Origin of the sequence: Bariatricus sp. TF06-38A (genome assembly GCF_027690675.1) — a bacterium.
Lineage (GTDB): Bacteria > Bacillota > Clostridia > Lachnospirales > Lachnospiraceae > Allocoprococcus > Allocoprococcus comes.
This window is the reverse complement of the sequence record NZ_JAQFCE010000018.1, coordinates 38,009-62,068: the sequence shown is the minus strand read 5'-3', so window position 1 is coordinate 62,068 and position 24,060 is coordinate 38,009. Positions and strand designations below refer to the sequence as shown.

The following is a 24,060-nucleotide window of genomic DNA, read 5'->3' as shown; positions in this document are numbered from 1 at the left end:
AACGGCGACTAATGCGATAGCGATAATTGTCTTTGCTTCCATTACTCGTTACCCTCCTTTTTCTTCTTTTTGTGTGCAACAACAGACGTTACAGCGATACCGACAGTAGAAAGTCCGGCAAGGACATACCAAAGTTTCATATTGGTATCATCTCCTGTCTTTGGAGTATCCCTCAACTCATTGTGCATTTTTACAACGGCTGTTTCATCAAGTTTGATAGTAACATTCTGGTCGGCAGGTGTGATATATGCGGCAGAGGCATTGTTTGCCACTTCGGATACGGTATATTCGCCAATACGAAGTCCCTCAATCACGATTTCGCCGTTCTTATCTGTTTCAAATGTCATATCATAGCCGTTTGCTCCGGTTACTCTGAACGCAAAACCTTTGACCTTACCGTCTGAAGATGTCTTAACGATTTTCAGTGTTCCACGCATAGCTTCATTGATAAATCCGACACCTGCCTTATTCTCAACGGAATAAGTTGTTTCGTCTTTCTCAATGAAAACAGAGTATTCTCCCTTATCAAGCAGGAAGCCCTCCGGTGCTTTTGTTTCACGGACAATATATTTTCCGTAAAGCAGTTCTTTCATCTCATAAATTCCGGTTTCAGTTTCTTCAAGATTTCCGATAAGTTCATCTCCATCATCAATCTTTCCGTTCTCATTGGTGTCCTTATATACCTCAAAGGTTGCACCCGTAAGCTTGTTATCCGGATATTCAGCGTCCACCTTCGTGAGTCTGATATTGCCGTGAACATACTCATTGACAATCTCAATTTCAACTACCTGCTCGGCTTTGCTAATATTGACCTCATACGCTTTTTCATCAAGAACAAATCCCTTTGGCTGCTCGATTTCTCTTACAATCCATTTGCCATAAGGTACTTTTTCAAAAGAAAAACTACCGTCTTTTGCAGAGATAGTCGTCATAAGTGCAGTATCCTTTGTAAATTCTGTTTCTTCGGCTTTGAAGATACCGATAACAGCACCCTCAAGTGCTTCTCCATTCTCGTCAATCTTCTTACCTGATACAGAACCATAGATAAGTTCATTCTTGATTTCTTTTCCGTCATTTACTTTAATTTCAACCGTTGCGGTATCCTGACCTGCGTATTCAAACACAACCGGATACTTCGTATCAGAGAGAATATAATGCTCATCGGTTGCATTCTCTTTGACATAGTATTTGCCAAACGGAAGGTCTGACTTCATAACAGCAGTTCCATTTTCATTTATGCTGACAATCTCAATCAGTCCATCAGCCGGAATAACGGTACCGCTTGCAGATACAATATCTTCTGCGGCATAAAGACCAAAGCTGATGTTTTTGATTTCTCCGTTGTCGCCAATACCAAATGTCTTATCCTTTTCAATGGCTTTTGCAAGGCTTACCTGAACTTTCTGTCTTTCGTTATAGAATGATGTGGAAGTTTCGGTAACAGAGATATTCTGACCTGCATAAGTAAGCTCAACCGTATGTGTTTCGCCACTCACTACCATTCCATCAGGTGCGGTAATTTCCTTGACCTCGTATTTTCCGAGATAAAGTTCTTTGCTCTTAACAAATCCATCGGAGCTTGTTGTGATAGTATCTACCACTTCGCCCTTTGAATAGCGGAGTGTACCGTCCGGTGTGCTAATATCTTCCGCAGCACGGACTTCATAAACTGCACCCTCAAGTCCTGCCACTTCATAAGCAGGCTGATAAATAACATCACTGTCCTCAGAACCACTTACATTGACACCACTAAATACTTCTCCGGTCTTTTCAACCGTGATAGTACCTTTCTGTGCCATATTCGGCTTATTGACTTTCACAACAGTTACGCCGCCTTCCTCTGTGGAATTTTCTTCGGTAATATCAAAATATACCGGAGTATCATCAAGTACATATCCGTATGGAGCTTGTACCTCTACGATAGAATACCCCTTGCCGTAATCCAGTTTCTCAGGTGTGACAAGAGAACCATTTGCATCGGTATAGAACACATCAATCGTGGTCGGTGTCGGATAAGTAAAGGTCATTTTGACCTGATTACCCTGCGGGTCGTAAATCTTAAATCCTGCTCCTGCATACGGAATACTCTTTCCGCTTTCTGCGTCCACCTTAACTACATTGACAAAGCTCTCGAAGTTACGGTTATTGATAAGATAACGATACGTCTGTGCGTTCTGTGAAATGAACACATCAAAATCGTCCATCATCTCTCTGCCTTCCCAACCAGAAGTCTGGTGTACAGTATAAATACCATACGGCATATCTTTTGTCTGACCAAAGCCATTTTCATCGCAAACGATAGTATCTCTCTCGTCTTTATTGGCTGCGTCATAGCTTCCGGCAAATTTCAGATAAATCTCAAAGGAAGCACCCTTTTCAGGTGTTTCAATCTTTGTTTCTCCATCGTCAGTGTGTTTAATGATAGCCACATTACCTTTGATTACCTGCTCGGTTACATCATTGGAAGTAAGGTTGTGTTCCACCTCATAAAGTTTCGGGTCTGCACCTACTTCATGGATAGTCTTATCAAGCAAATATCCCTCTGACGGTGTGATTTCTCGGATTGTCCAGTCGGTATCACAAACATATTCTTTGGTAGTGAACTGACCGTTTTCATCAGTAACATACTTATCTACAAGCGTTTCTCCCTTATAGATACCGTAAATTGCTCCCGAAAGTTTGGCATTGCCCTGTGCTTCGCCTTTCTCAGCGTCGCTCTTTGTTACTGTTACAGTAAACTTCTTCAAAATATTATTGAAGTTTCTTGTGGTTACTTCTTTCCACTTCACTGGTGCAATCTGATTTTTCGGCACAACATAACGGATAGCCGTGTCTACTTCCTCAAGGGTATATGGTTCAGAACCACTGATAAGCACATCTTTGAAAGTTGCCACACCGTTTTTGTCTGTAACTGCATACTGGTCAACAGCAGCACCGGAAAGAGAAGTACCGAAAAGATGGAACTTCATACCTTCAACAAGATTATCTTCTGAGGACTTCACTACCTGAAGGTCGCCACGCTTCAATTTGTTATTAAAATTGACCTTTGCAACCTGTCCTGCTACAACAGTAACTCTATGTGTTTCCTGCGGCTCGTACTTATCGTATGCCTGCTCGGTTACAGTATAGATACCCGGCATAAGGTTATCAATCTGGAACTTACCGCCATTAGCTGTTGTAACCGTCTGATTGATACCGTTTCCGGTAATCGTGAAGTTAATACCGTCAACCTTGCCGTCCTCACTGGTCTTTACAATCTGACAAGAACCATAGCTGACTTTCATCTTCACATAACCGTTGATACTGTCGCTTACTTCCTGAGCATAGCTGACAACATCCTGCACACTGGAATTCTGACCGTGTTTGCCCTCTGACCATACAACCACACCTCTGCGGACTGCATTTTTCTTGGTTGCGGTAATGGTAAATTCCTTACTCGGTGCTGTATCCATAGAAACCGTAAGTTTGTTACCATTCACTGAAAAGCTCACTCCACTGATGCTTGCCTTGAAATTATATTTGGACAGCACATTATTGGAATCTGTCAGAGTAGTTGTGTACTTGCTTCCGTTCCACTCAAGTTCTATTGTCTTTGCCGAACCGGATGATTTATTACAAAAACTCGGTATGGTCGCATGGTTCTGTACACTCTGCACCATACTGTTGTAATAACTGAAAATCTTATTGCGGAGCGGATGCTTTGCATTGATGACATCTTTCACATTGCTGCAACCACTGGCTGCTACATGATTGAAGTTTGCATCACGCTCTCCGATAACAGTTTCCCAGATAAGAAGCTGTGTAGCATAAGCCTGTGCAATGCTGTTTGCTGCCGCTTCATTCTGTGACCTCCAAGAAGTCGAGATTGTCCCACGATAGCCATACTGTAAAATACGACCAACGAAAAGACGGATTTCATCTCCGGAAATAACCCCGTTGGATGCAAGGTTATTAAAATAATTTTCGTCATACTTATTCATTGTCTGACCGACCTTGAGCGAAATTCCCGGCTCAATACAATAAGCAACATTGCCTGAGTATGAGCCAATAGCCTTAAGATTGGTAAAATTGGAACGTCCGGTATGCCAACCATTTTTCAAGGTCAAATTGCTGTGTCCCCATACCCCATCGTAATTAGCATCGCCATCACGAGGAAAATCGACCATATAGACATCGGCTTTTTCTCCCGAAGCAGCATATGCTGTTGTCGAGCCAATGCCTGCAAAAGTGGTCACACACATAAGGGTCGCCAAGAAAAGCGACGTGACTCTTTTGAATTTTGACTTTATCATTGCGTTTCCTCCTGTAAAATTGAAAAACACACCGTATCTCTACGATGTGCCTTTGTGGATTTTCTCTTACGACAAGATTTACCTGCCGAAAAACAAATGCGGATTTTTCGTTAATTTTTCATTTTACCATACACCTCCAGTCCGTTCATATTGTGCGATTCCCCCTTTAGAGATAGACATATACTTTGAGATAGTTATATTCAAGTGAGATAGTATATATCATTTTCGGTAGGTAGAAGTATAACTAAGGGGTTAGAGTGTGAGAAAGGGGAACTGTAAATCAGGCTATCTGCTGTCACGCTCTGCACGGTTACGCAAAAACTTGTTGTAATGCTCCAATGCTTTGCAGACAAAATCCTCCGTCTGACTGACGGGAATATTTTTCGGGATAAGCTGTCTTACTCTGTCGCCCCTCAACACGATTTTTTCCTTTTGGTTCGGCTTTTCCTCAGACATAACAGCGTGGATTGCTTCAGTTGTAAGGTTGCCCTCGTTGAATAACTTTCGCATACGGATTGTCTGGTCGTGTGACGGGGTTGCGTCATTCAGGTCGATTTCGTCAACCACATCACGCTGGCAATCTTCATCAAGATAGGAAAGTTCTACGGCAGGACGCATTTTAATACGCCCCTCGTCAACAAATTCAAGCAGTTCAGGAACAAGGTTTGTCAGACGCACATATCGGTGTATCTGATTTCTGCTGTCCCCTGTTTCCTGTGCAATTTGTTCATCGGTTCGTAAATTCGTCCCCACTGGGGACACATTTTCTTTTCTTGGTCTGCCTGCTTGTCTTTTCATTGCTTCCAAACGCATTTTATACGCAAAGGCTTTTTCACTCGGCAATATCTCTGACCTCTGAAAATTACTCTCAACCATTAAAATGGTCGCTTCATCTCTGTTCAGGTCTACAATCTCACTTCTCAAGGTTTCAAATCCTGCCAGTTCACAAGCTCGCTTTCGTCTGTGTCCTGAAACAAGTTCGTATCTGCCGTCCTCTTTCTGCCTTACCGTTGCCGGAGTAATAACCCCTCTTTCCTTGACACTCTCCACAAGCTGCATCATATCTTCATCGTCCCTGACCTTAAACGGATGGTCTGGGAAATCATCAATCAGCTCTAACGGAATATCTCGGATTTTTGAAAGCTGTTCTTCATCTCTCTGTGCCTGCGTGGTAAATAAATCATCGAGCTTCGTGAGAGTGAAGTCGCTCTTTCTTCCTGCCATCGGCTAACACCTCCTTTGTAAATTCAGCGTATGCCTTAGACACTGTGCTGTTTGGCTCATAAGCATAAATGCTTTTGCCTTTGGAAGAAGTTTCAGCGGCTTTTACGGCAATCGGGATTTGTGTTCGATACATTCTTATCTGATTACCGAAATTCGCCCTGAGTGCTTCCACCGTACTCTTTGCAAGGTTTGTTCGGCTATCCACCAAAGTAAGCAGCATACCGTCTATCTTAATATCCGGATTGATATACTTCTTTACTTTTGAAATGGTCTGCACAAGCTGTGTCATACCCTTTGCCGGCAAATACTGAGCCTGAACCGGAATGATAACACTGTCTGCCGCCGATAAAGCATTGAGAGTAACCATACCAAGTGAAGGCATACAGTCTATAATTACATAATCATATCTGTTTTTCACTTGACACAAATAATTCTTGAGTGTAGTTTCTCTGCTCATTGCGTTTACAAGGTTAAATTCCATTGCTGAAAGCTCAAGGTTTGCCGGAACAAGGTCAACACCTTCTTCGTGATGCAGGATACCAACCATAGGGTCTGTCATCGTTTCATTGATTACATCTGTGAGTTTTGTTGCAAGCGTGATACCCAAACCGTCTGTATCCTGCCAACCAAGACAAGTCGTTAAATCGCCCTGCGGGTCTGCGTCTATGAGCAATACTTTCTTGCCCTGCATTGCAAGCCCGACTCCGAGATTAACTGTTGTGGTGGTCTTTCCGACTCCGCCTTTCTGGTTACATACGGAAATCGTTTTGCAGTTTGACACTTCTTTTTGCCCTCCTTTCTGAAATTCATAGCCACCGCATTATGGCTATGTACCTGACCGACTCATTTCCTAATCGGTCATAGCAATATTTGTTCTCAACACCCCTTGCCAAGCAAAATGCTTATGGGAAGTCACTAAGGAACAGACTGCTTATCTGTATCATAGGATTCTAACCTCTGCCGGGTACTCCGCCAGCTCCATAGAGAAGTATCATTATCATTCTGACTGTCATCGCCATATCAGGAGCAACCTGATACTCATAGCCGGAATTCTCGCTATTCTGAAATACAGAAATCACGGCGTACCTGCTAAAGTGGCTATCATCAGAAATAAAGTCTTAGTGAATGACTTATTCAATTTTCAAGCGAAAAGGCTTCCGTTTTTGCTATCTGGAATGAACCCCTTCACTCATTTGGACAAAGGGGTATGAAATGCACACCCAAAATCGCCGCTTTTCCGAAAATTTTTTTGAAAAATTTTTTGAAATAAAAAAAGCCGCCTGCTCCGGTTAGGAAACAGACGGCAAAACACGTTCTAAATGTATTCAATTTTCAATTTCTTTTTCTTTGCTTCAAGCACTTTGCAGAGGACATCATCTACTGCATCGGTGTATCGTCCCTGAGCTGCTAAATTGTTCTTCAGTTCAATGAGCGATTGTATCACTCGGCTTCGTTCTTCTTCATTTAAGTATAGATGATAGGTTTTCTCTCTCATTGGCTGTCCCTCCATCTTTCAAATGTATTTTTGATTATCTCTACATCTTCCTCTGTATCAGAAGAAATAAATATATGTACGTTCTGAAAAGCTCTTTTTAGGCTGTCGGCATAATCCAGTTCAGTGCCTTTCATCGGCAGTTTAATCAGTCTTATTCCTCGTTGCTCACACATATATGCTTTCATTATTTCTATATTCTCGTCAGCACTTCCTGACTCAATAGCCAACTTTTCTGAAGGTATGTATGTTTCAAGCGGAACTCCAAGCAATCGGTCAGAACCAAGTTCTGCTTTCAAACCTTTCTTATTAGAATAATAGCTAACAGCCAAAGCAGGAAATAGAGATAAATATTCTTGCTCACAAATTCGGCAGCCTTTATTCAATATCGTCCTTTCATTTATCTTCATACTCCATGAATGACCGTGCCTGCATTTCCACCACGCTCTCTTTGCTGAAGTTCGTGATACCTCTGTCGGCTTCAATTTATTCTGTTCATAATCCCATTCACTGAGAAGCTGACTGTCCGTTGTCGCCAAATCATTATATCCGGCAAGGACTTCTCTCTCTGCACAAACGGGGCATACCGTACCTTTCACACGGGCATTGACAACGGATTTCCACTCATTACCGCATTTTCTGCACTTCCACCAGACGTTTTTCCTCGACTTTGCATTTACTTCATCAGGTTTCAAAGGCAAGTTCTTCTCCGACCACTCCGAAGCAATTTCAGGGTGTGTTGTCTGCAAATCGTTAAACCCTTTCGAGAATATGTACCCACTGCAATACGGGCATTTACTCCCACCGGAACGGGTAGAAATAAGGGTGTTCCACTCTCTGCCGCAATCCTTACACTTCCACCACGCCTTACGATTGGCAAAGACCGTAACCTGAGTTGGAAGTAACGGATAATTTCTGTCCGACCACTCGGCAGCTATATCCGGCAGAAGCGTTGCAAGGTCATCAAATCCTGCCAACACTTTATTATGAGAGCAATACGGGCAACCCGTTTTATTTATTGTCCTGCTTTTAACGACAGCTTCCCACTCGTGACCTTTTTTACATCTCCATATCACTTTCTTATGAGAACCAATAGAAACCTCTGTCGGTTTTATCTTATTCTTTTTTGACCACTGCTTTGCCAGTAACGGCTCTAATGTCGCCAAATCGTTAATACCTGCAATCACTCTCGCACCGGAACATATCGGACATTTTTCTCCATTAGAACGAGCCTTAACGCTTGTTTGCCATTCGTGTCCGCAAGTACCTTTCCACCATACTTTTTTATTTGAACCAAAGGTAATATCATCAGGTGTAAGCGGTAAATTCTTCTCCGACCATTCCGTAATAAGCTCTGGGTGTACTTCTGCTAAACTGTTGTTCATAGCCAAACCTCAACCTCCTTGTGCTTAGAGTATATGAAGTTTTGGCTTTATCTTGTAGTTTGCGAATATCCGTATAAATAGAAAAAGCCCTTTGAGAAAAGGATTTCTCCTCTCCCAAAGGGTAGTTTAACTTTTACTTAGAATTATCTTTTTTAATAACTAAGTTATAATTGCTATCATAATACAGTCCAAGTTCTCTACACATTCTATCGTTCACATTATCTAACGCTTTCTTATATTCTGCATACGTTGGAGACAGAACCATTAAATTAGGAATGAATATATCGTTATATCCTTTATTTTGTAACTCTTTCTGCATTTTTCTCTGTGCAATAAATGCTGGATGGTATTTCATTATACCGTTTTTCATTTTAGCACCTTTCCATACTTTTTCTTTTAGTCTTTCATATTCACTTTCACTCATATCACGATAATAGGCTATCATCTCATCTGCGGTTCTGGTTTCTTGTGCAATCCCACCTATCATCTTCGCACCTATTCCCATAATAAAAGGAACTTTCAATGTCGTTTCATCGCAATATTCTAATATATTATGTAGTGCCTGCTTCTGTTCCAGAGTCTTCAACCTTACATTAAGAAATGGTTTGAAATGACTTTTAAAATAATCTCCCCATTCTTTTCCCGGTAGCAAAGACTCAATTGCATTTTCAACGGTTTGATAATCAAGTGCCTCATTTGCTTTGTCTGCGTCACCATCATCTATAAATTGCTTCAAAGCTTCAAGTTCTGAGTCTTTTAAAACTTTTTCCTGCACTTTTTCTTGATAAATACGAAGAAGAATACTTTTGTCGCCAGTTTCCAAAAGGCTCTGTATGTCTTTAATACTAATACCGAGTTTTCTATATACTGAAATCTTTTTTAAAGTTTCAACATCTTGTGCAGTATAGTTACGATAACCATTGTTATCTTTATCCACTGACAGCAATCCTTTTTCTTCATAATACTTAACTGCACGCTTTGTCATTCCAACCTCATTTATAATTTCATTTAATAACATCCGATGCACCTCCTTATGATTTATGTTGATAGTATAAGCGTATACGCTGCGTGCAGGTCAAGAGTTTTTCGTCTTTCTTCTAAAAATGGGCAATCCCGATTTCAGGACTGCCCATTCATTCTGCCAATTATGCGATTTTTTCTTGCTTGCACCGATTTCTGCATCAATTGATGTAAGTTTGATGTAAATCGCTGTTTTTTTAGTTTTTTATCAAATGAAGTACGTCCCGTCTATTCGGTAAAACGGTACATCTTTACATCATCTTAATAGAGCTTTGCACCTGCTGGAATATGGTCATCAACCATCAGAAGATGGAGCTTTTCTTCGCCTTCTTCTTCGTGGATAGCACTGAGGAGCATACCGCAAGAGTCAATGCCCATCATCGCTCTCGGTGGAAGATTTGTGATAGCGATAAGCGTCTTTCCAACCAGTTCTTCAGGCTCATAATAAGCGTGAATACCGCTTAAAATGGTTCTGTCTGTGCCTGTTCCGTCATCAAGCGTAAACTGTAACAGTTTCTTTGACTTCGGTACTGCAACACACTCTTTAACCTTTACTGCACGGAAATCTGACTTACTGAATGTATCAAAATCAACAAATTCCTCAAATAAAGGCTCTACCTTTACCTTAGAAAAATCAATCTTTTCAGACTCAGTTTTTACATTTTTTTCAGGTGCTTCAGAAGCTGTATTATTTACATCATTTTTCTTATTTACACCATCTAAGGACTTCATTGTTGGGAACAGCAGCACATCTCTGATCGCCTCAGCCCCTGTCAACAGCATACACATACGGTCGATACCGAATCCGATACCACCTGTAGGCGGCATACCAATTTCCAGTGCGTTCATGAAGTCTTCATCTGTTGTGTTGGCTTCATCATCACCCTGTGCAAGCAGTTCTTCCTGTGCTTTGAAACGTTCTCTCTGATCAATCGGGTCATTCAGCTCTGAGTATGCATTTGCCATTTCCCATCCGTTCATGAAGAACTCGAAACGTTCTACATAGTCCGGATTTTCCGGTTTCTTCTTTGTAAGTGGTGAAATCTCAACCGGATGATCCATAACGAATGTCGGCTGAAGAAGGTGTTCTTCTACATATTCTTCGAAGAACAGATTCAGAATATCACCTTTTTTATGTCTTTCTTCAAATTCAAGATTGTGTGCTTTCGCAAGTTCTCTTGCCTGTTCAAGAGTTTCTACTTCGTTCCAGTCAACACCTGCATATTTCTTAACAGCATCAACCATTGTGATACGCTCAAACGGCTTTCCGAGATCCATCTCGATTCCTTTATATACAATCTGAGTAGTTCCAAGAACTTCCTGTGCAACAAAACGGTACAGGTTCTCTGTCAGATCCATCATGCCATGATAGTCTGTGTATGCCTGGTAAAGTTCCATCAGAGTGAATTCCGGGTTATGTCTTGTATCAAGACCTTCGTTACGGAATACACGTCCAATCTCATATACTCTTTCCAGACCACCAACGATCAGTCTCTTCAGATAAAGTTCCAGAGAGATACGGAGCTTCAGGTCTTCGTTCAGGGCATTGAAATGTGTCTCGAACGGTCTTGCAGCTGCTCCTCCGGCATTCTGTACAAGCATCGGAGTCTCTACTTCCATAAAGCCTTCATTTCCAAGATATTTACGGATTGCGGTAAGGATCTTGGAACGTTTAATAAAAGTATCCTTTACTTCCGGGTTCATGATCAGATCCACATATCTCTGACGATAACGGGTATCTGTATTTGTCAGTCCGTGGAACTTCTCCGGAAGGATCTGCAGACTCTTTGAGAGAAGCTTTACAGCAGATGCATGAATGGAAATCTCCCCTGTCTTTGTTTTGAATACTTCTCCTTCAAGACCTACGATATCACCGATATCCATCTTCTTGAATGCTTTATATTCTTCTTCTCCGATACTGTCTCTTGCTACATAAGACTGGATATTCCCCTGTAAATCCTGCACATTACAGAAAGATGCTTTTCCCATCACACGTTTGGACATCATACGTCCTGCGAGTACAACGTGTTTTCCTTCCAGTTCATCAAAGTTGTCTTTCACTTCCTGGCTGTGATGTGTTACGTCATATTTTGTGATCTCAAAAGGATTCTGTCCGTTTGCCTGCAGTTCTGCAAGTTTCTCACGGCGCACCTTTCTTAAATGATTCAAATCCTGTTCCTGTCCATTGTTCTGCTGTGTTGCCACTTTTTTCACTCCTTCTCTCTGCTGTATACCATCTTATACTGAACGATTGATCTTCAGTACTTCGTACTCAATAACTCCTGCCTGTGTCTCAACTGCTACTACGTCTCCGACTTTCTTACCGATCAGGGCTTTTCCTACCGGAGATTCATTGGAAATCTTACCTTCCAGGCTGTTTGCTTCTGTAGAACCTACCAGCTGAAATACGATTTCCTCTTCAAATTCTTTATCATATACATCTACTGTACATCCGATGTTGATGGTATCAAGATCTACGTCATCTTCTACTACAACTTCTGCATTCTTGAGGATTTTCTCAAGTTCTTCGATACGTGCCTCGATATCACGCTGCTCGTCCTTTGCTGCATCGTACTCAGCGTTCTCTGAAAGGTCTCCCTGTTCTCTGGCTTCTTTGATCTTTCCTGCTACTTCTTTTCTTTTCACAACTTTTAAATTTTCAAGCTCATCTTCCAGTTTCTTAAGTCCTGTATAGGTGAGTAATGTTTTCTTTGCTTCCATTATAATTCTCCTTACTTACCGACAAATCATTTTCTATTCAAGCCGCAGATACTGATTTTATCCGCATTTAAAGCTACTTTCACAATTTCATTATTATACATATTTCCAGCGGCTGTGTCAACAATTCTTTGCTGGTTTAATATATGCAAAAACGCATTCTCTCATGCGAAAGAACACGTTTTATGTCTATCCGATTTTTTCCATTAAAAGGTTCTCCAGTTCTTCATAACTTTCCACCTGATTGATCTCATCTCTGAGCTTCGCAGAACCCTGCATTCCCTTGGTATACCATGCCACATGCTTGCGCATTTCACGGATTCCGATATAATCTCCCTTGAACTCGATCTGCAGTCTTGCATGACGCAGCATTGTTTCCCGGATCTGGTCTGTGCCCGGTCTTTCCGGAATGGATCCGGTCTCTTCATATGCCAGTAATTCCCTGAAGATCCATGGATTTCCCTGGCAGCCTCTTCCGATCATCACACCATCACAGCCGGTCTGCTCAAACATATCCAGTGCCTTCTGTCCGCTTGTCACATCCCCATTTCCGATTACAGGAATCTTCACTGCTTCTTTCACCTTACGGATAATCTCCCAGTCTGCATTTCCGGAGTAATACTGTTCTCTGGTCCTTCCATGTACTGCGATTGCCGCTGCACCTGCTTCTTCTGCAACCTTCGCAATCTCCGGTGCATTGATACAGGTATCATCAAATCCTTTGCGGATCTTTATCGTCACCGGTTTCTTGATCGCTCTCGCTGTCTTATATACAATATCATAGATTCGCTTCGGATCCTTCATCAACGCCGAACCTTCTCCATTGCGCACGACCTTTGGAACCGGACAGCCCATATTGATATCCAGGATCTGAAATGGAAGTTCTTCGATCCGCTTTGCCTGCTCGGAAATGATGTCCGGATCTTCCCCGAAAAGCTGAAGTGATACCGGGTATTCTCTTGGATCGATCGCAAGCAGCGCCTTGGTATTCTTATTCTTGTACTGGAGCGCCTTTGCACTGATCATTTCCATGCACAGAAGCCCTGCTCCCTGTTCCTTGCATAACAGACGAAATGGCAGGTCTGTTACCCCTGCCATCGGTGCCAGCACATAACGGTTCGGAAGCTCTACATTTCCTATCGTCAGTGTCTTTATCATTCAATCTCTTCCCCCAGAAAAAATACTTTGTAGTAAAGCTGAAGCTGTGTCAGAAGCTCCTGCTTCTTCTCGTCTGTCTGAATCTCCTTGATCTTCAGACGGCTTCCGATCTCGTCAAACATCGGATCTCCCTCTGCAGAAGTCACTTCAAATTCCAGCTCCCCATTCTCCTCAAATACAAGTGTAAGGATTCCCCCAACATCATGTACATACAGCACACACATGATCTTCAATTCATCTTTGATGTGCTGTGGCAGATTATCAAAATCCGGATTCATATAAAATTTTTCTTCGTAAGAGTTGGCTCCGCATAATACGATCTTATCCTGATACATAAATTCTCCTTCTATACATACCCATAAATTCCACGTACCGAAACTTCTCCGGCAAAGACAGACTTTCGGCTGCCGTCTTCACATTCTACCTGCAATTCCCCGGTCTTGTCAATCCCCAGTGCCAGTGCATCATATTCATGTCCCGGTTCCAGTACACGCACCCGACGCCCACAGTTTACCAGCAGACGGTTATAATCTTCCATGATCGGCTCCAGACTTCCCGCCTCGCAGACCGCTTCGTAGGCTTTTTCGAAATGCTCCATGATCGCAGCGATCAGCTCAAACCTGCGAAATTCTTTGCCCGCTTCGATCCGCAGCGAAGTCGCTGTCTTTGCGATATCTTCTGGAAAGGACTCCATATTGACATTGATTCCGATTCCGATCACTACATGATTGATGTAATCGATCTCTGCGCTCATCTCCGTCAGTATCCCACTGATCTTCTTTCCACTCACGACCAGATCATTCGGCCATTTGATTCCTATATCCAACTCGGTCTTTTCACGCAAAGCTTTCGTTGCCGCATACGCCATGACAAGTGTCAGCATCGGTGCATCTGACGGATTCATCACAGGTCTTAACAGAATCGACATGGAAATACTGCTGCCCGCCGGTGATTGCCAGCATCTGCCGCGTCTTCCTTTTCCCGCCGTCTGCGTCTCCGCAACAAAAAGAGTTCCATCTGCACCTCCGGCCTCGCCAAGTGCTTTGGCCCGGTTATTAGTCGAATCGATCTCGTCATAATACTCCAGATTTTTCGCCATCCATTTTGTCTCCAGACAGCTTTTTATCGCATCCGCGGTAATCCGATCCGGAATATCCACAATGCGATAACCTTTGTTTCTCACGGCTTCAATCTCATAGCCTTCTTCTTTTAACTGATTGATTGCTTTCCACACAGCAGTCCTGGACACCTGAAAGTGGTCACAGAGCTGCTGCCCCGACAGATACCCATCGCTCTGCCGGAGCATCTTTAATATCTCCGCTTTCATGCTTATTATTCGTTCTCTCCTAAAGTTGCAACCATAACTGCCTTAATTGTATGCAGACGGTTCTCAGCTTCATCAAATACTCTTGACTGTGGCCCTTCAAATACTTCTTCGGTAACTTCTTTTTCTTTGATCGCCGGCAGGCAGTGTGAGAAGATTGTAGTATCTTTTCCTGTACGTTCCATCAGAGCTGCATTTACCTGATATGGCTTTCCGAGACGCTCTCTTTCCTGCTCTTTCTTTTCTTCACCCATGGAAATCCATACGTCTGTGTAAATGACATCTGCTCCCTTTACACCATCAAGGTCATCGGTGATCTCGATAGTTGCTCCGGATTCTTTTGCATATTCGTCACATCTCTTCCACAGAGATTCCGAAGTCCAGAGTGGCTTCGGTGCAACGATTGCTACATCTACTCCGATTTTGGCGCATCCTACCAGAAGGCTGTTCGCAACGTTGTTACGTCCATCTCCAAGGTATGCAACCTTCAGACCTTTCAGGTGTCCGAATTCTTCTTTCATGGTAAGGAGCATAGCCAGACATTGTGTCGGATGTGTAGTATCTGTCAGACCATTCCATACCGGAACTCCACTATACTCTGCAAGTACATCTGCGTATCTCTGTTCAAATCCACGGAATTCGATTCCATCGAACATTCTTCCAAGTACACGTGCTGTATCTTCGATACTCTCTTTATCGCCTAACTGGATCTCATTACCTGCAAGGTATGTCGGGATTCCACCTTCATCCTGTGCTCCTACGGTAAATGCACATCTGGTTCTTGTAGATGGCTTTTCAAAAATAAGGGCAATGTTCTTTCCTTCCAGGCTGTGTCCTTTAATTCCTGCTTTCTTCTTTGCCTTTAATTCACCTGCCAGGTCAACGAGATATTCAATCTCTGCCGGTGTATAATCTTCCAGTTTCAAAAAACTTCTTCCTTTTAAATTCATCTTGTAGTCCTTTCTCAGCTTTGCAATCGCATGGACGAATTTCGGCAGTTTTTCTTTTCCCTCATCTGTAAGAGTCCCGTACTTTCTGCTCGTCTCATTCCACAGTTCATCTGCTGTATAAATATTATATTTTGGAATTCTCATGAGCTTCGCACTTGCCTCCAGCATTCCATAGAACAACTCTCTGTCTGAACAGCCGATCGGCAACTTGAGTTTGAAACGATATTCCGTCTTTTCAAGTTCGCTCAAAAGCTTCATTATTTCTACATAATAACACTCTTCTCGTGTTTCTTCAATATAGTAAATCGATCCAGTGAGCCCGTAAAGCGCTCTTTTTGCATCATAATAGCCAATTTTCAAATTCTGTCTGCTCCGCTTTGCCGAAAATTCGAGAATACTGCCAAGTCCTACTCTCGGTTCGATCTCCAGCAGAGAGCCGTCTTCCGGAATCGTCGTCTTCGGCACTCTTCCCGGGCCAAAGATCCTTACCTGGATCAGATCCTTATATCCCCTTTTTAGAAGAGACGCGGTCGGCACATTATTGACCGCACCACCATCAATATATGTCTTGCCGTGCAGCGGTTCATTTTTAAATCCAAGCAGATATGCGCTGGCAAGAAGAAAATCCTCCAGAAGACCTTCCGGTATATCTTCAATACTCAGATCCAGTTCCTTCATATCCGATACAGAAAATGTCAAAAGGCAGAATTCTTTTCCGCATTTCCTGATCTTTTCTTCGTCTACAACCTCATGGATCAATTCCTTAAGCGGTGTAATATCAATTCCACCATCTGCAAGCTTCTTCCAGAGACCTTTCAAAATCTCTCTTATGGATGCCTCTCCATCAAAGAACTGTTCCATCAACTCATCATCCACATCCATAACACGGGAAAATGCCATCTCTTTCCAGATATGTCCTGCTTTCTCCAGATCTCCCATACAAACAAGGGCGCCATTCAGGGCGCCCACAGAAGTACCCGCTACTGCACTGATCTTCACACCAGCTTCCGAAAGAGCCCGCCACGCACCGATCTGATACGCACCTCTGGCTCCTCCTCCATCGAATACCAATCCATATTCTTTATTTAAATCGATTATCGGTTTCATCAAATCACACTCTCCTTTGCGCTTGATTTCCCCTCATCACTACCGTCGCTGTCTTGCCGCCTCGAACATCAGAACCGAAGATGCAACCGCCGCATTCAGTGATTCTACCTCTCCACACATCGGAATCTTGATATAACACTCTGCTACATCTGCCACTTCATCCCGAAGTCCGTTACCCTCATTTCCAATTAAAAATGCTGTCCCTCTTGTGTAATCCTCCTGATCGTAGCTGTTCTTTCCTTTCAGATGTGCCGCATAGGAATGAATCCCGGCTTCTGCAAGTACTTCCAGGGTTTCTGGCAAATGCTCTACATACACAAACGGCATTCGGTAAACCGATCCCATCGTTGAACGGATCACCTTAGGATTGTAAATATCCACACAGTCGTGACTCATGATCACGCCGGTTACGCCTGCCGCTTCCCCCGCACGGAGAATGGTTCCCAGGTTTCCCGGATCCTGCAGATTATCCAGCACCATCAGAAGCGGTTTCCTTCCCTGCGCGTCCAGATCCAGCATCTCACATATCTCACAGCTCCTCTGCTCCATCACAAGCAGGATCCCCTGTGGTGTCTTTGTATCTGACACGTGGGAAAATACATGATCTGACAGGATTTCCATCTGTCTTCCCCATGCCGAAAGTCCCAGCTCTTCTCCATATCGGCTGTAAAACTGCTCCGATACATAAACCTCTCTCACCTGCGCACGCGGAGCTTCCCGGTACATCCGGATCCCTTCTACGATATAGATGCCTTCTTCATCACGTGCCTTTCTCTTTTTCTGCCATGTAACAAGCTGTTTTACCCTGGCATTTCCTGTACTGGTTATCATACTGTAATCTCTTTCCTTTTATTCTTTTTCATTACATCTTGAAACGATATCCCACACCCCAGATTGTCTCAATATACTGTGGGTTTGAGGTATCATATTCAATTTTCTCACGGATTTTCTTGATGTGCACAGTTACCGTTGCGATATCTCCGATGGATTCCATATCCCAGATCTCGCTGAAAAGTTCATCCTTGGTATATACATGGTTCGGATGACTGGCAAGGAAGGTCAGAAGATCAAACTCTTTTGTTGTAAAATTCTTCTCCACTCCGTTTACCCACACTCGGCGTGCAGTGGTATCAATCTTAAGTCCACGGATCTCAATCACCTTATTTTCTTCCACGGCACTTCCGATCAGCCGCTCATAACGTGCCAGATGTGCTTTTACCCTTGCCACCAGCTCGCTTGGACTAAACGGCTTGGTCATATAGTCATCAGCCCCAAGTCCGAGTCCTCTGATTTTGTCGATATCATCTTTTTTCGCAGATACCATGATGATCGGTGTATTCTTTTCCGCACGAACCTTACGACAAATCTCAAAGCCATCCACGCCCGGAAGCATCAGATCCAGGATCACCAGATCAAAATCACCGAAAAGCGCCTTATCAAGCCCTGTCTGTCCATCATTTGCAACCTCTACTTCAAATCCACTCAGCTCCAGATAATCTTTCTCCAGATCTGCAATACTCTCTTCGTCTTCTACAATTAAAATCTTACTCATTTATCGGTACCTCCTGATATTTTCTGATTACAAAATACATCACTGTGCCAACACCTTCCCGGCTGGTCGCCCAGATTTTGCCACCGTGATCTTCAATGATCTTCTTCACGATCGAAAGACCGATTCCGCTTCCGCCCTTGGATGAATTCCTTGAAGCATCCGTCCGGTAGAACCGGTCAAATATATTCGGCAGATCTTTCGCTGCGATTCCTTTTCCGTTATCCTCAAGCTCTACCTGAATAAAATCACCTACGTCCTTTACCCGCAGATTGATCAGTCCGTGCTCTCGTTCCATGTATTTCAAAGAATTGCTGACAATGTTGTTGATCACTCTCTTTAACTGTTCCGGATCTGCAATGATCTTCTGATCACCCTCTACATAATTGAAATAACCAAACTCTACATTCTTTGAATCCAGCTCCATCTCAATATCTTCGGCACAGTCATTGAAATAATCGTTGACTGAAAGCGGTGCAAAGTTGTACGGGATCCGGTTTGTATCGATCTTCGCATATAAGGTCAGTTCGTTGATCAGCGTATCCATCTCATTCGCCTTATTATAAATGGTTCCGATATATTTTTCCATCTTCTCCGGCGTATCTGCAACCCCGTCACGGATTCCTTCCACATAACCCTTGATTGCTGTGATCGGCGTCTTTAAGTCATGGGAAATATTGCTGATCAGTTCTTTGCTTTCCCGGTCACTCTTCAGCTTCTCCTCTGCATTATCTCTCAGACGAATCCGCATCTTTTCAAATGCCTGCATCAGCCGTCCCATCTCATCATCTTTTTCCGGCTTGATCTCAAAATTCAGATTGCCTTCTTCTACGTTCTGCGCTGCTTCCTGCAACTTGTGAATCGGACTGATGATACTTCCATAAATCCACACCATCATGATCATCGCTGTAAATGCCAGAATCAGGACTACTGCGATACATGCGCTTATAATAAACTGCTGGATCTCCGGCATATCTCCCAGCACTCTGATGGATTTTGCAAAATCTTTATATTCCTCACCGGTAATTCCATAAGTATGCTCAATGACTCCGATCTGATAACGCGCAATTCCAAATATAAATGCCGTTGTCAGGATAGTCGGTATCATGATCATCGTCACAAAAGAAATCACCAGTTTCGTCCTTAGTTTCATGCTATATTCATCCTCCATTCATCATGCACGCCCGGTTATGAGGTCCGTATGGCGCTCACGCAAGTCTGCCTGATAACTAATAGCATATCATAAAAACGGGTGCTTCACATCAAAGCACCCGTAAAATTTTCTAAATTTTTTCTAAAACGATCAAATTCAGAACCTGTTATTAAAGATATTTCTTTAAAGTATCCACTTTATCCAACTTCTCCCATGGAAGATCCAGGTCGTTACGTCCAAAGTGTCCGTAAGCTGCTGTCTGTTTGTAGATCGGACGTCTCAGATCAAGCATCTTGATAATTCCAGCCGGACGAAGGTCAAAGTTCTCTCGAACGATTTCCACAAGCTTATCATCTGCAATCTTTCCTGTTCCGAAAGTATCTACCATAACAGATGTCGGCTGTGCAACACCGATTGCATAAGAAAGCTGGATCTCGCATTTTTTGGCAATTCCTGCTGCTACGATATTCTTAGCAACATAACGTGCTGCATAAGCTGCTGAACGGTCTACCTTTGTACAGTCTTTTCCGGAGAAAGCTCCACCGCCGTGACGCGCCATTCCACCATAAGTATCTACGATGATCTTACGTCCGGTAAGGCCGCTGTCCCCATGTGGTCCACCGATCACAAAACGTCCGGTCGGATTGATGAAGAATTTTGTATTCTCATCTACCATATCTGCCGGAAGGATTTCATCAAAAATGTATTTTTTCACGTCTTCATGGATCTGTTCCTGTGAAACATCCGGATCATGCTGTGTAGAAAGTACTACTGCATCAAGGCGGGCCGGAACTCCATTTTCATCATATTCTACTGTTACCTGTGTTTTTCCATCCGGACGAAGATATGGAAGTGTTCCGTTCTTTCTTACTTCTGTAAGACGTCTTGCAAGTTTGTGTGCAAGAGCGATCGGATAAGGCATATATTCTTCTGTCTCATCAGATGCATATCCGAACATCATTCCCTGGTCTCCTGCACCGATTGCTTCCAATTCTTCATCTGACATCTTGTGTTCCTTTGCTTCAAGAGCTTTATCAACACCCATAGCAATATCGCTTGACTGTTCGTCAATTGCTGTCAGAACGCCACATGTGTCAGCATCAAATCCGTACTTTCCTCTTGTATAACCAATTTCGCGAACAGTATCACGAACGATTTTCTGAATATCTACATATGCATTTGTAGTAATTTCTCCCATTACCATAACAATTCCTGTAGTCGCGCATGTCTCGCAAGCTACACGGCTCATTGGATCCTGCTCCATAAGTGCATCCAGGATTGCATCGGAAATCTGGTCGCACATCTTATCCGGATGTCCTTCAGTTACTGATTCAGAAGTAAATAATAATCTCTCCATCTTTTTTCCTTTCTTTTCTTCTTTGTATCTGCCTCTCTTATCTCTGGAATAATGAAAATCGACAAACAGAATTTCTCTTCTGTCTATGCAAATTTAAAGGTCAGTCCCAAAGGACTGACCTGATATCTCATCATCAATCCTCTTATTGTTCGATTGCTCGCTCAGGTTGGCACCTTCCGGCTTACCGGGGTTGCCGTGGCTTCGCAGGTCCTTTGTACCTCCACCACTCTGAATAAGAGAAAGCGTATTTAATTGTTACCGCTACACATCATAACACTGTCCATAGCTTCCGTCAATATACATTTTGGGAAATATGTTCTATCAAAACAGGAATTCCTGTCTTAACCTACTTTTAACTTGAATTTCTGGATCTCACGTTCTGTAGAAACTCTCTCAATCACTGCACCGAGACTTCTGAGCTTCTCTTCAAAACGTTCGTATCCCCTCTGGATATATACGATGTCATCTACGATCGTAATGCCATCTGCGGCCATTCCTGCAATCACAAGTGCTGCTCCTGCACGAAGATCCGGTGCACTGACCCTTGCTCCCGAGAATTTATCTACGCCTTCGATAGTCGCTGCATTGCCTTCAACCTTGACATTTGCACCCATTCTTGCAAGTTCTGAAAGATATTTGAAACGATTCTCGAAAATACTTTCTGTAATCGTGCTTGTCCCTTTACAAAGAGCAAGTGTAACACCGATCTGCGGCTGCATATCTGTCGGGAATCCCGGATATGGAAGAGTCTTCACCTGTGTATTATGAAGATCTCCTTTGGACACAACACGCACTGCATCATCAAATTCTTCTACTTCACATCCGATCTCAACAAGCTTTGCAATCGTAGCTTCCAGATGCTTCGGAATGACATTCATAACAGTCACATCACCTCTGGTTGCTGCTGCCGCAAACATAAATGTGCCGGCTTCGATCTGATCCGGAATGATAGAATAATCTGTCTTATGAAGACGGGATACACCGCGGATCTTGATCACGTCCGTACCTGCTCCACGAATGTTCGCTCCCATACTGTTCAGGAAGTTTGCCACATCGACAACATGAGGCTCTTTTGCCACATTCTCAAGGATCGTAAGTCCTTCTGCCATCGATGCTGCCATCATAACGTTGATCGTAGCTCCTACGCTTACCACATCAAAATAAATGTGCTTTCCGATCAGACGCTCTGCTTCTGCGATAATCTTGCCATGCTCGATATCCACATAAGCACCAAGCGCACGAAAACCTTTCAGATGCTGGTCGATCGGACGGCTTCCGATATTGCATCCTCCCGGAAGAGCGACTTCTGCTCTTTTATACTTACCAAGAAGTGCTCCGAGCAAGTAATAAGATGCACGGATCTTCTTGATGTAATCATATTCTATATCAAAATTTTCAATGTTGCTTCCGTTGATTCTGACTGTGTGCCGGTCAATACGGTCAACCTCGGCACCAATTCCACTGATTGCTTCCAGCAGAACGTTGATATCGTTGACATCCGGAAGATTATCGATAGTAACTGTCTCATCTGTCATAATCGCAGCTGCCAGAATTGCCAGTGCTGCATTCTTTGCTCCACCGATCTCGACTTCGCCGACCAGCGGATTGCCACCCTTAATAATATACTGTTCCATTTCGCACCTCAATTAACGATTTCTTTCCCTCTGAAATATATCCTGTTCTATACTTCTGTCAAACACTCTATTCATACTCTTTATTATTTCATGAATAAAAAACCTCATACTTTTTATTCTTTCCAGATCTCTCAGGATTTGTATGAAGCTTTTTGTATAATCCTCTATATCACATATCAGTATAGCATATTTCTATATTCATTGCAAAATTATTTATCTTGCTTTCTTCATTTTCGTAAAACTTTTGTAATAATTTCTTTAAAAAATTTATTGATTTTCCAAAACTTCCATTACATTTTCAATGGTTTCTTCCAGCTCCAGTCCATCCTCTGAAACAGTAATATCTGCATATTTTTCAAATAATACTACTCTTTCGTCATATAGATCCTTCAGCGTCTGCCCGTCCCGAAGTGCAACTCCCCTTTTCTTTGCATTCTTCAGTCTGGAATTGATAACCTCAAATGACGCATGCAGATAAACAATGGTTCCGATCTCTTTGTAATGCTTCATTGCTTCTTCACAGTAAACTACGCTTCCTCCCGGGGAAATCACCGCATGTTCCGCTTCCACATCACGATTGACCTGATTCTCAATACTTAAGAATCCGTCCAGACCTTCTTCTGCGATAATCTCCCGCAAAAGTCTGTTCTCCTGCTTCTGAATCAGCAGATCTGTATCAATAAACTCGTATCCAAGCCGCTTTGCGACTACCACTCCGACGGTACTTTTTCCAACTGCCGGCATTCCGATAAATATAATATTCTTCATATGTACCCTGGCCCACTCCTTACCGAAACTGTGTTTCAGATGCTGTCATTTTTATATCGGACGATATTATAGCACAAGTCCTGTGCATGAAGCAACTGTTTTTTCCTGTTGCCGCCTGCCTTTTCCTCTTCTTTCCATCAATTCCTGGTACATCAGGATTTCTACGATCTCCCGGATCTGTTCCGGAGTATAGGTCTCTTTTTCCCATTTTTCCTGTTTCATGACCTGTTCATACGCCCTGCGACACATCAGGCACAGCTGGAGCTTATCCGGGTACTCATCATAGATCATGCTTCCTTCATATTCCTGGCGGTCGCATTCTTCCTGTATATATGGAAAAATCTTTTTTGCTGTTGCCGGATACATACTTTGCAGGTATTCCCGGTCGCGCTTCTGGATTTTGTCTTCGTCAAATGCGTGTGGAATCGGATACATCATATAATAAGGCAATCTCAGGTCCATGTCTGGCACTTCCATTTCTTTTTTCTATGCTTTAGTGTATGCGGTATGGGGGAGTGGGGTTCCTGGGAGGTGGGTGTGGAAGGGGGACGATTTTCGGGCAATCCTGTTTCCGGGGCGGATTCGGAATGTAACAGGGAGGTAACGGGGAAGGAAGCGGCAAGTGGCGGCACCGGACAGATTCGCCCCGAAATCTGATGATTTCGCGGCTCAGGCTGTCCTCACCAGTCGTGCGGGAGGCACGGCTGGTGTCCACCTCTTGCCACTTCCTTCCCCTAACTCCCTGTAACGTTCCTGCATATGCCCTGGAAACAGGATTGCCCGAAAATCTGCGTGCTTCAAGACGGGAGGGGCGCCCCGGAACTCTACTCGCGAAGTTGAGTGTTGTTCAGGACGGACGCCAGGCGGACATTTGTCCTGTGGCTTGGGATATTGTGTGGGGATTTATTTTACTGGATTTTGGTTGTAAA

At 43.2% G+C, this 24,060-nt stretch carries 20 protein-coding genes and 1 riboswitch; all 20 genes read right to left on the bottom strand.

Features of this window, described 5'->3' with window-relative positions:
* Positions 1-41 precede the first annotated feature (41 nt).
* The gene (locus PG418_RS13175) at positions 42-4,292 is read right to left on the bottom strand and encodes a SpaA isopeptide-forming pilin-related protein (RefSeq protein WP_498837493.1); all 4,251 of its coding nucleotides are present in this window, start codon (positions 4,290-4,292) and stop codon (positions 42-44) included.
* Between the two features lie 285 nt (positions 4,293-4,577).
* Complete coding sequence (locus tag PG418_RS13170) at positions 4,578-5,516, bottom strand: ParB/RepB/Spo0J family partition protein (protein WP_008789316.1); 939 nt, start codon at positions 5,514-5,516, stop codon at positions 4,578-4,580.
* The gene (locus tag PG418_RS13165; protein ID WP_066517816.1) at positions 5,473-6,297 is read right to left on the bottom strand and encodes a ParA family protein; all 825 of its coding nucleotides are present in this window, start codon (positions 6,295-6,297) and stop codon (positions 5,473-5,475) included. The genes PG418_RS13170 and PG418_RS13165 overlap by 44 nt, the downstream gene beginning before the upstream one ends.
* Positions 6,298-6,466: 169 nt before the next feature.
* Entirely contained in the window at positions 6,467-6,595 is a 129-nt protein-coding gene (locus tag PG418_RS13160) for a hypothetical protein (RefSeq protein ID WP_255601781.1), read from the bottom strand.
* 236 nt (positions 6,596-6,831) lie between these two features.
* Positions 6,832-7,011: a hypothetical protein gene (locus tag PG418_RS13155; RefSeq protein ID WP_002594660.1), complete on the bottom strand. Its 180-nt coding sequence runs from the start codon at positions 7,009-7,011 to the stop codon at positions 6,832-6,834.
* On the bottom strand, positions 7,008-8,393 hold the full coding sequence (locus PG418_RS13150; RefSeq protein WP_498837492.1) for a zinc-ribbon domain-containing protein: 1,386 nt from the start codon (positions 8,391-8,393) through the stop codon (positions 7,008-7,010). The genes PG418_RS13155 and PG418_RS13150 overlap by 4 nt, the downstream gene beginning before the upstream one ends.
* Positions 8,394-8,526: 133 nt before the next feature.
* Entirely contained in the window at positions 8,527-9,411 is an 885-nt protein-coding gene (locus tag PG418_RS13145) for a MerR family transcriptional regulator (RefSeq protein WP_117714600.1), read from the bottom strand.
* Between the two features lie 263 nt (positions 9,412-9,674).
* Positions 9,675-11,618, bottom strand: a complete 1,944-nt coding sequence (lysS, locus tag PG418_RS13140; RefSeq protein WP_271834744.1) for a lysine--tRNA ligase — start codon at positions 11,616-11,618, stop codon at positions 9,675-9,677.
* A gap of 33 nt (positions 11,619-11,651) precedes the next feature.
* Positions 11,652-12,134: a transcription elongation factor GreA gene (gene greA / locus PG418_RS13135; RefSeq protein WP_008370118.1), complete on the bottom strand. Its 483-nt coding sequence runs from the start codon at positions 12,132-12,134 to the stop codon at positions 11,652-11,654.
* Positions 12,135-12,320: 186 nt separating this feature from the next.
* The gene (gene dusB, locus PG418_RS13130) at positions 12,321-13,289 is read right to left on the bottom strand and encodes a tRNA dihydrouridine synthase DusB (RefSeq protein WP_173686186.1); all 969 of its coding nucleotides are present in this window, start codon (positions 13,287-13,289) and stop codon (positions 12,321-12,323) included.
* Positions 13,286-13,624, bottom strand: coding sequence for a DUF6145 family protein (locus PG418_RS13125; RefSeq protein ID WP_008370111.1), 339 nt, complete (start codon positions 13,622-13,624; stop codon positions 13,286-13,288). The genes dusB and PG418_RS13125 overlap by 4 nt, the downstream gene beginning before the upstream one ends.
* A gap of 11 nt (positions 13,625-13,635) precedes the next feature.
* A complete protein-coding gene (locus PG418_RS13120; protein ID WP_498837491.1) occupies positions 13,636-14,616 on the bottom strand; it encodes a biotin--[acetyl-CoA-carboxylase] ligase in 981 nt (326 codons plus the stop codon).
* Between the two features lie 5 nt (positions 14,617-14,621).
* Complete coding sequence (gene argF, locus PG418_RS13115; protein ID WP_173690241.1) at positions 14,622-16,670, bottom strand: ornithine carbamoyltransferase; 2,049 nt, start codon at positions 16,668-16,670, stop codon at positions 14,622-14,624.
* 39 nt (positions 16,671-16,709) lie between these two features.
* Entirely contained in the window at positions 16,710-17,501 is a 792-nt protein-coding gene (locus tag PG418_RS13110) for a TrmH family RNA methyltransferase (RefSeq protein WP_215685718.1), read from the bottom strand.
* 31 nt (positions 17,502-17,532) lie between these two features.
* Positions 17,533-18,222 carry a response regulator transcription factor gene (locus PG418_RS13105; protein WP_008370100.1) on the bottom strand — a complete coding sequence of 230 codons (690 nt, stop codon included), beginning with the start codon at positions 18,220-18,222 and terminating at the stop codon, positions 17,533-17,535.
* Positions 18,215-19,372 carry a sensor histidine kinase gene (locus PG418_RS13100; RefSeq protein WP_055249057.1) on the bottom strand — a complete coding sequence of 386 codons (1,158 nt, stop codon included), beginning with the start codon at positions 19,370-19,372 and terminating at the stop codon, positions 18,215-18,217. Before PG418_RS13100 ends, PG418_RS13105 begins: the two co-directional genes overlap by 8 nt.
* 169 nt (positions 19,373-19,541) lie before the next feature.
* Positions 19,542-20,729 carry a methionine adenosyltransferase gene (gene metK / locus PG418_RS13095; RefSeq protein WP_008370096.1) on the bottom strand — a complete coding sequence of 396 codons (1,188 nt, stop codon included), beginning with the start codon at positions 20,727-20,729 and terminating at the stop codon, positions 19,542-19,544.
* Positions 20,730-20,868: 139 nt separating this feature from the next.
* Positions 20,869-20,968: riboswitch (SAM riboswitch) on the bottom strand.
* Between the two features lie 102 nt (positions 20,969-21,070).
* Positions 21,071-22,363: a UDP-N-acetylglucosamine 1-carboxyvinyltransferase gene (gene murA / locus PG418_RS13090; RefSeq protein WP_008370094.1), complete on the bottom strand. Its 1,293-nt coding sequence runs from the start codon at positions 22,361-22,363 to the stop codon at positions 21,071-21,073.
* Positions 22,364-22,630: 267 nt separating this feature from the next.
* Positions 22,631-23,131, bottom strand: a complete 501-nt coding sequence (locus PG418_RS13085; protein ID WP_008370092.1) for a shikimate kinase — start codon at positions 23,129-23,131, stop codon at positions 22,631-22,633.
* Between the two features lie 66 nt (positions 23,132-23,197).
* A complete protein-coding gene (locus tag PG418_RS13080) occupies positions 23,198-23,593 on the bottom strand; it encodes a hypothetical protein (protein ID WP_270203718.1) in 396 nt (131 codons plus the stop codon).
* Positions 23,594-24,060: the final 467 nt, after the last annotated feature.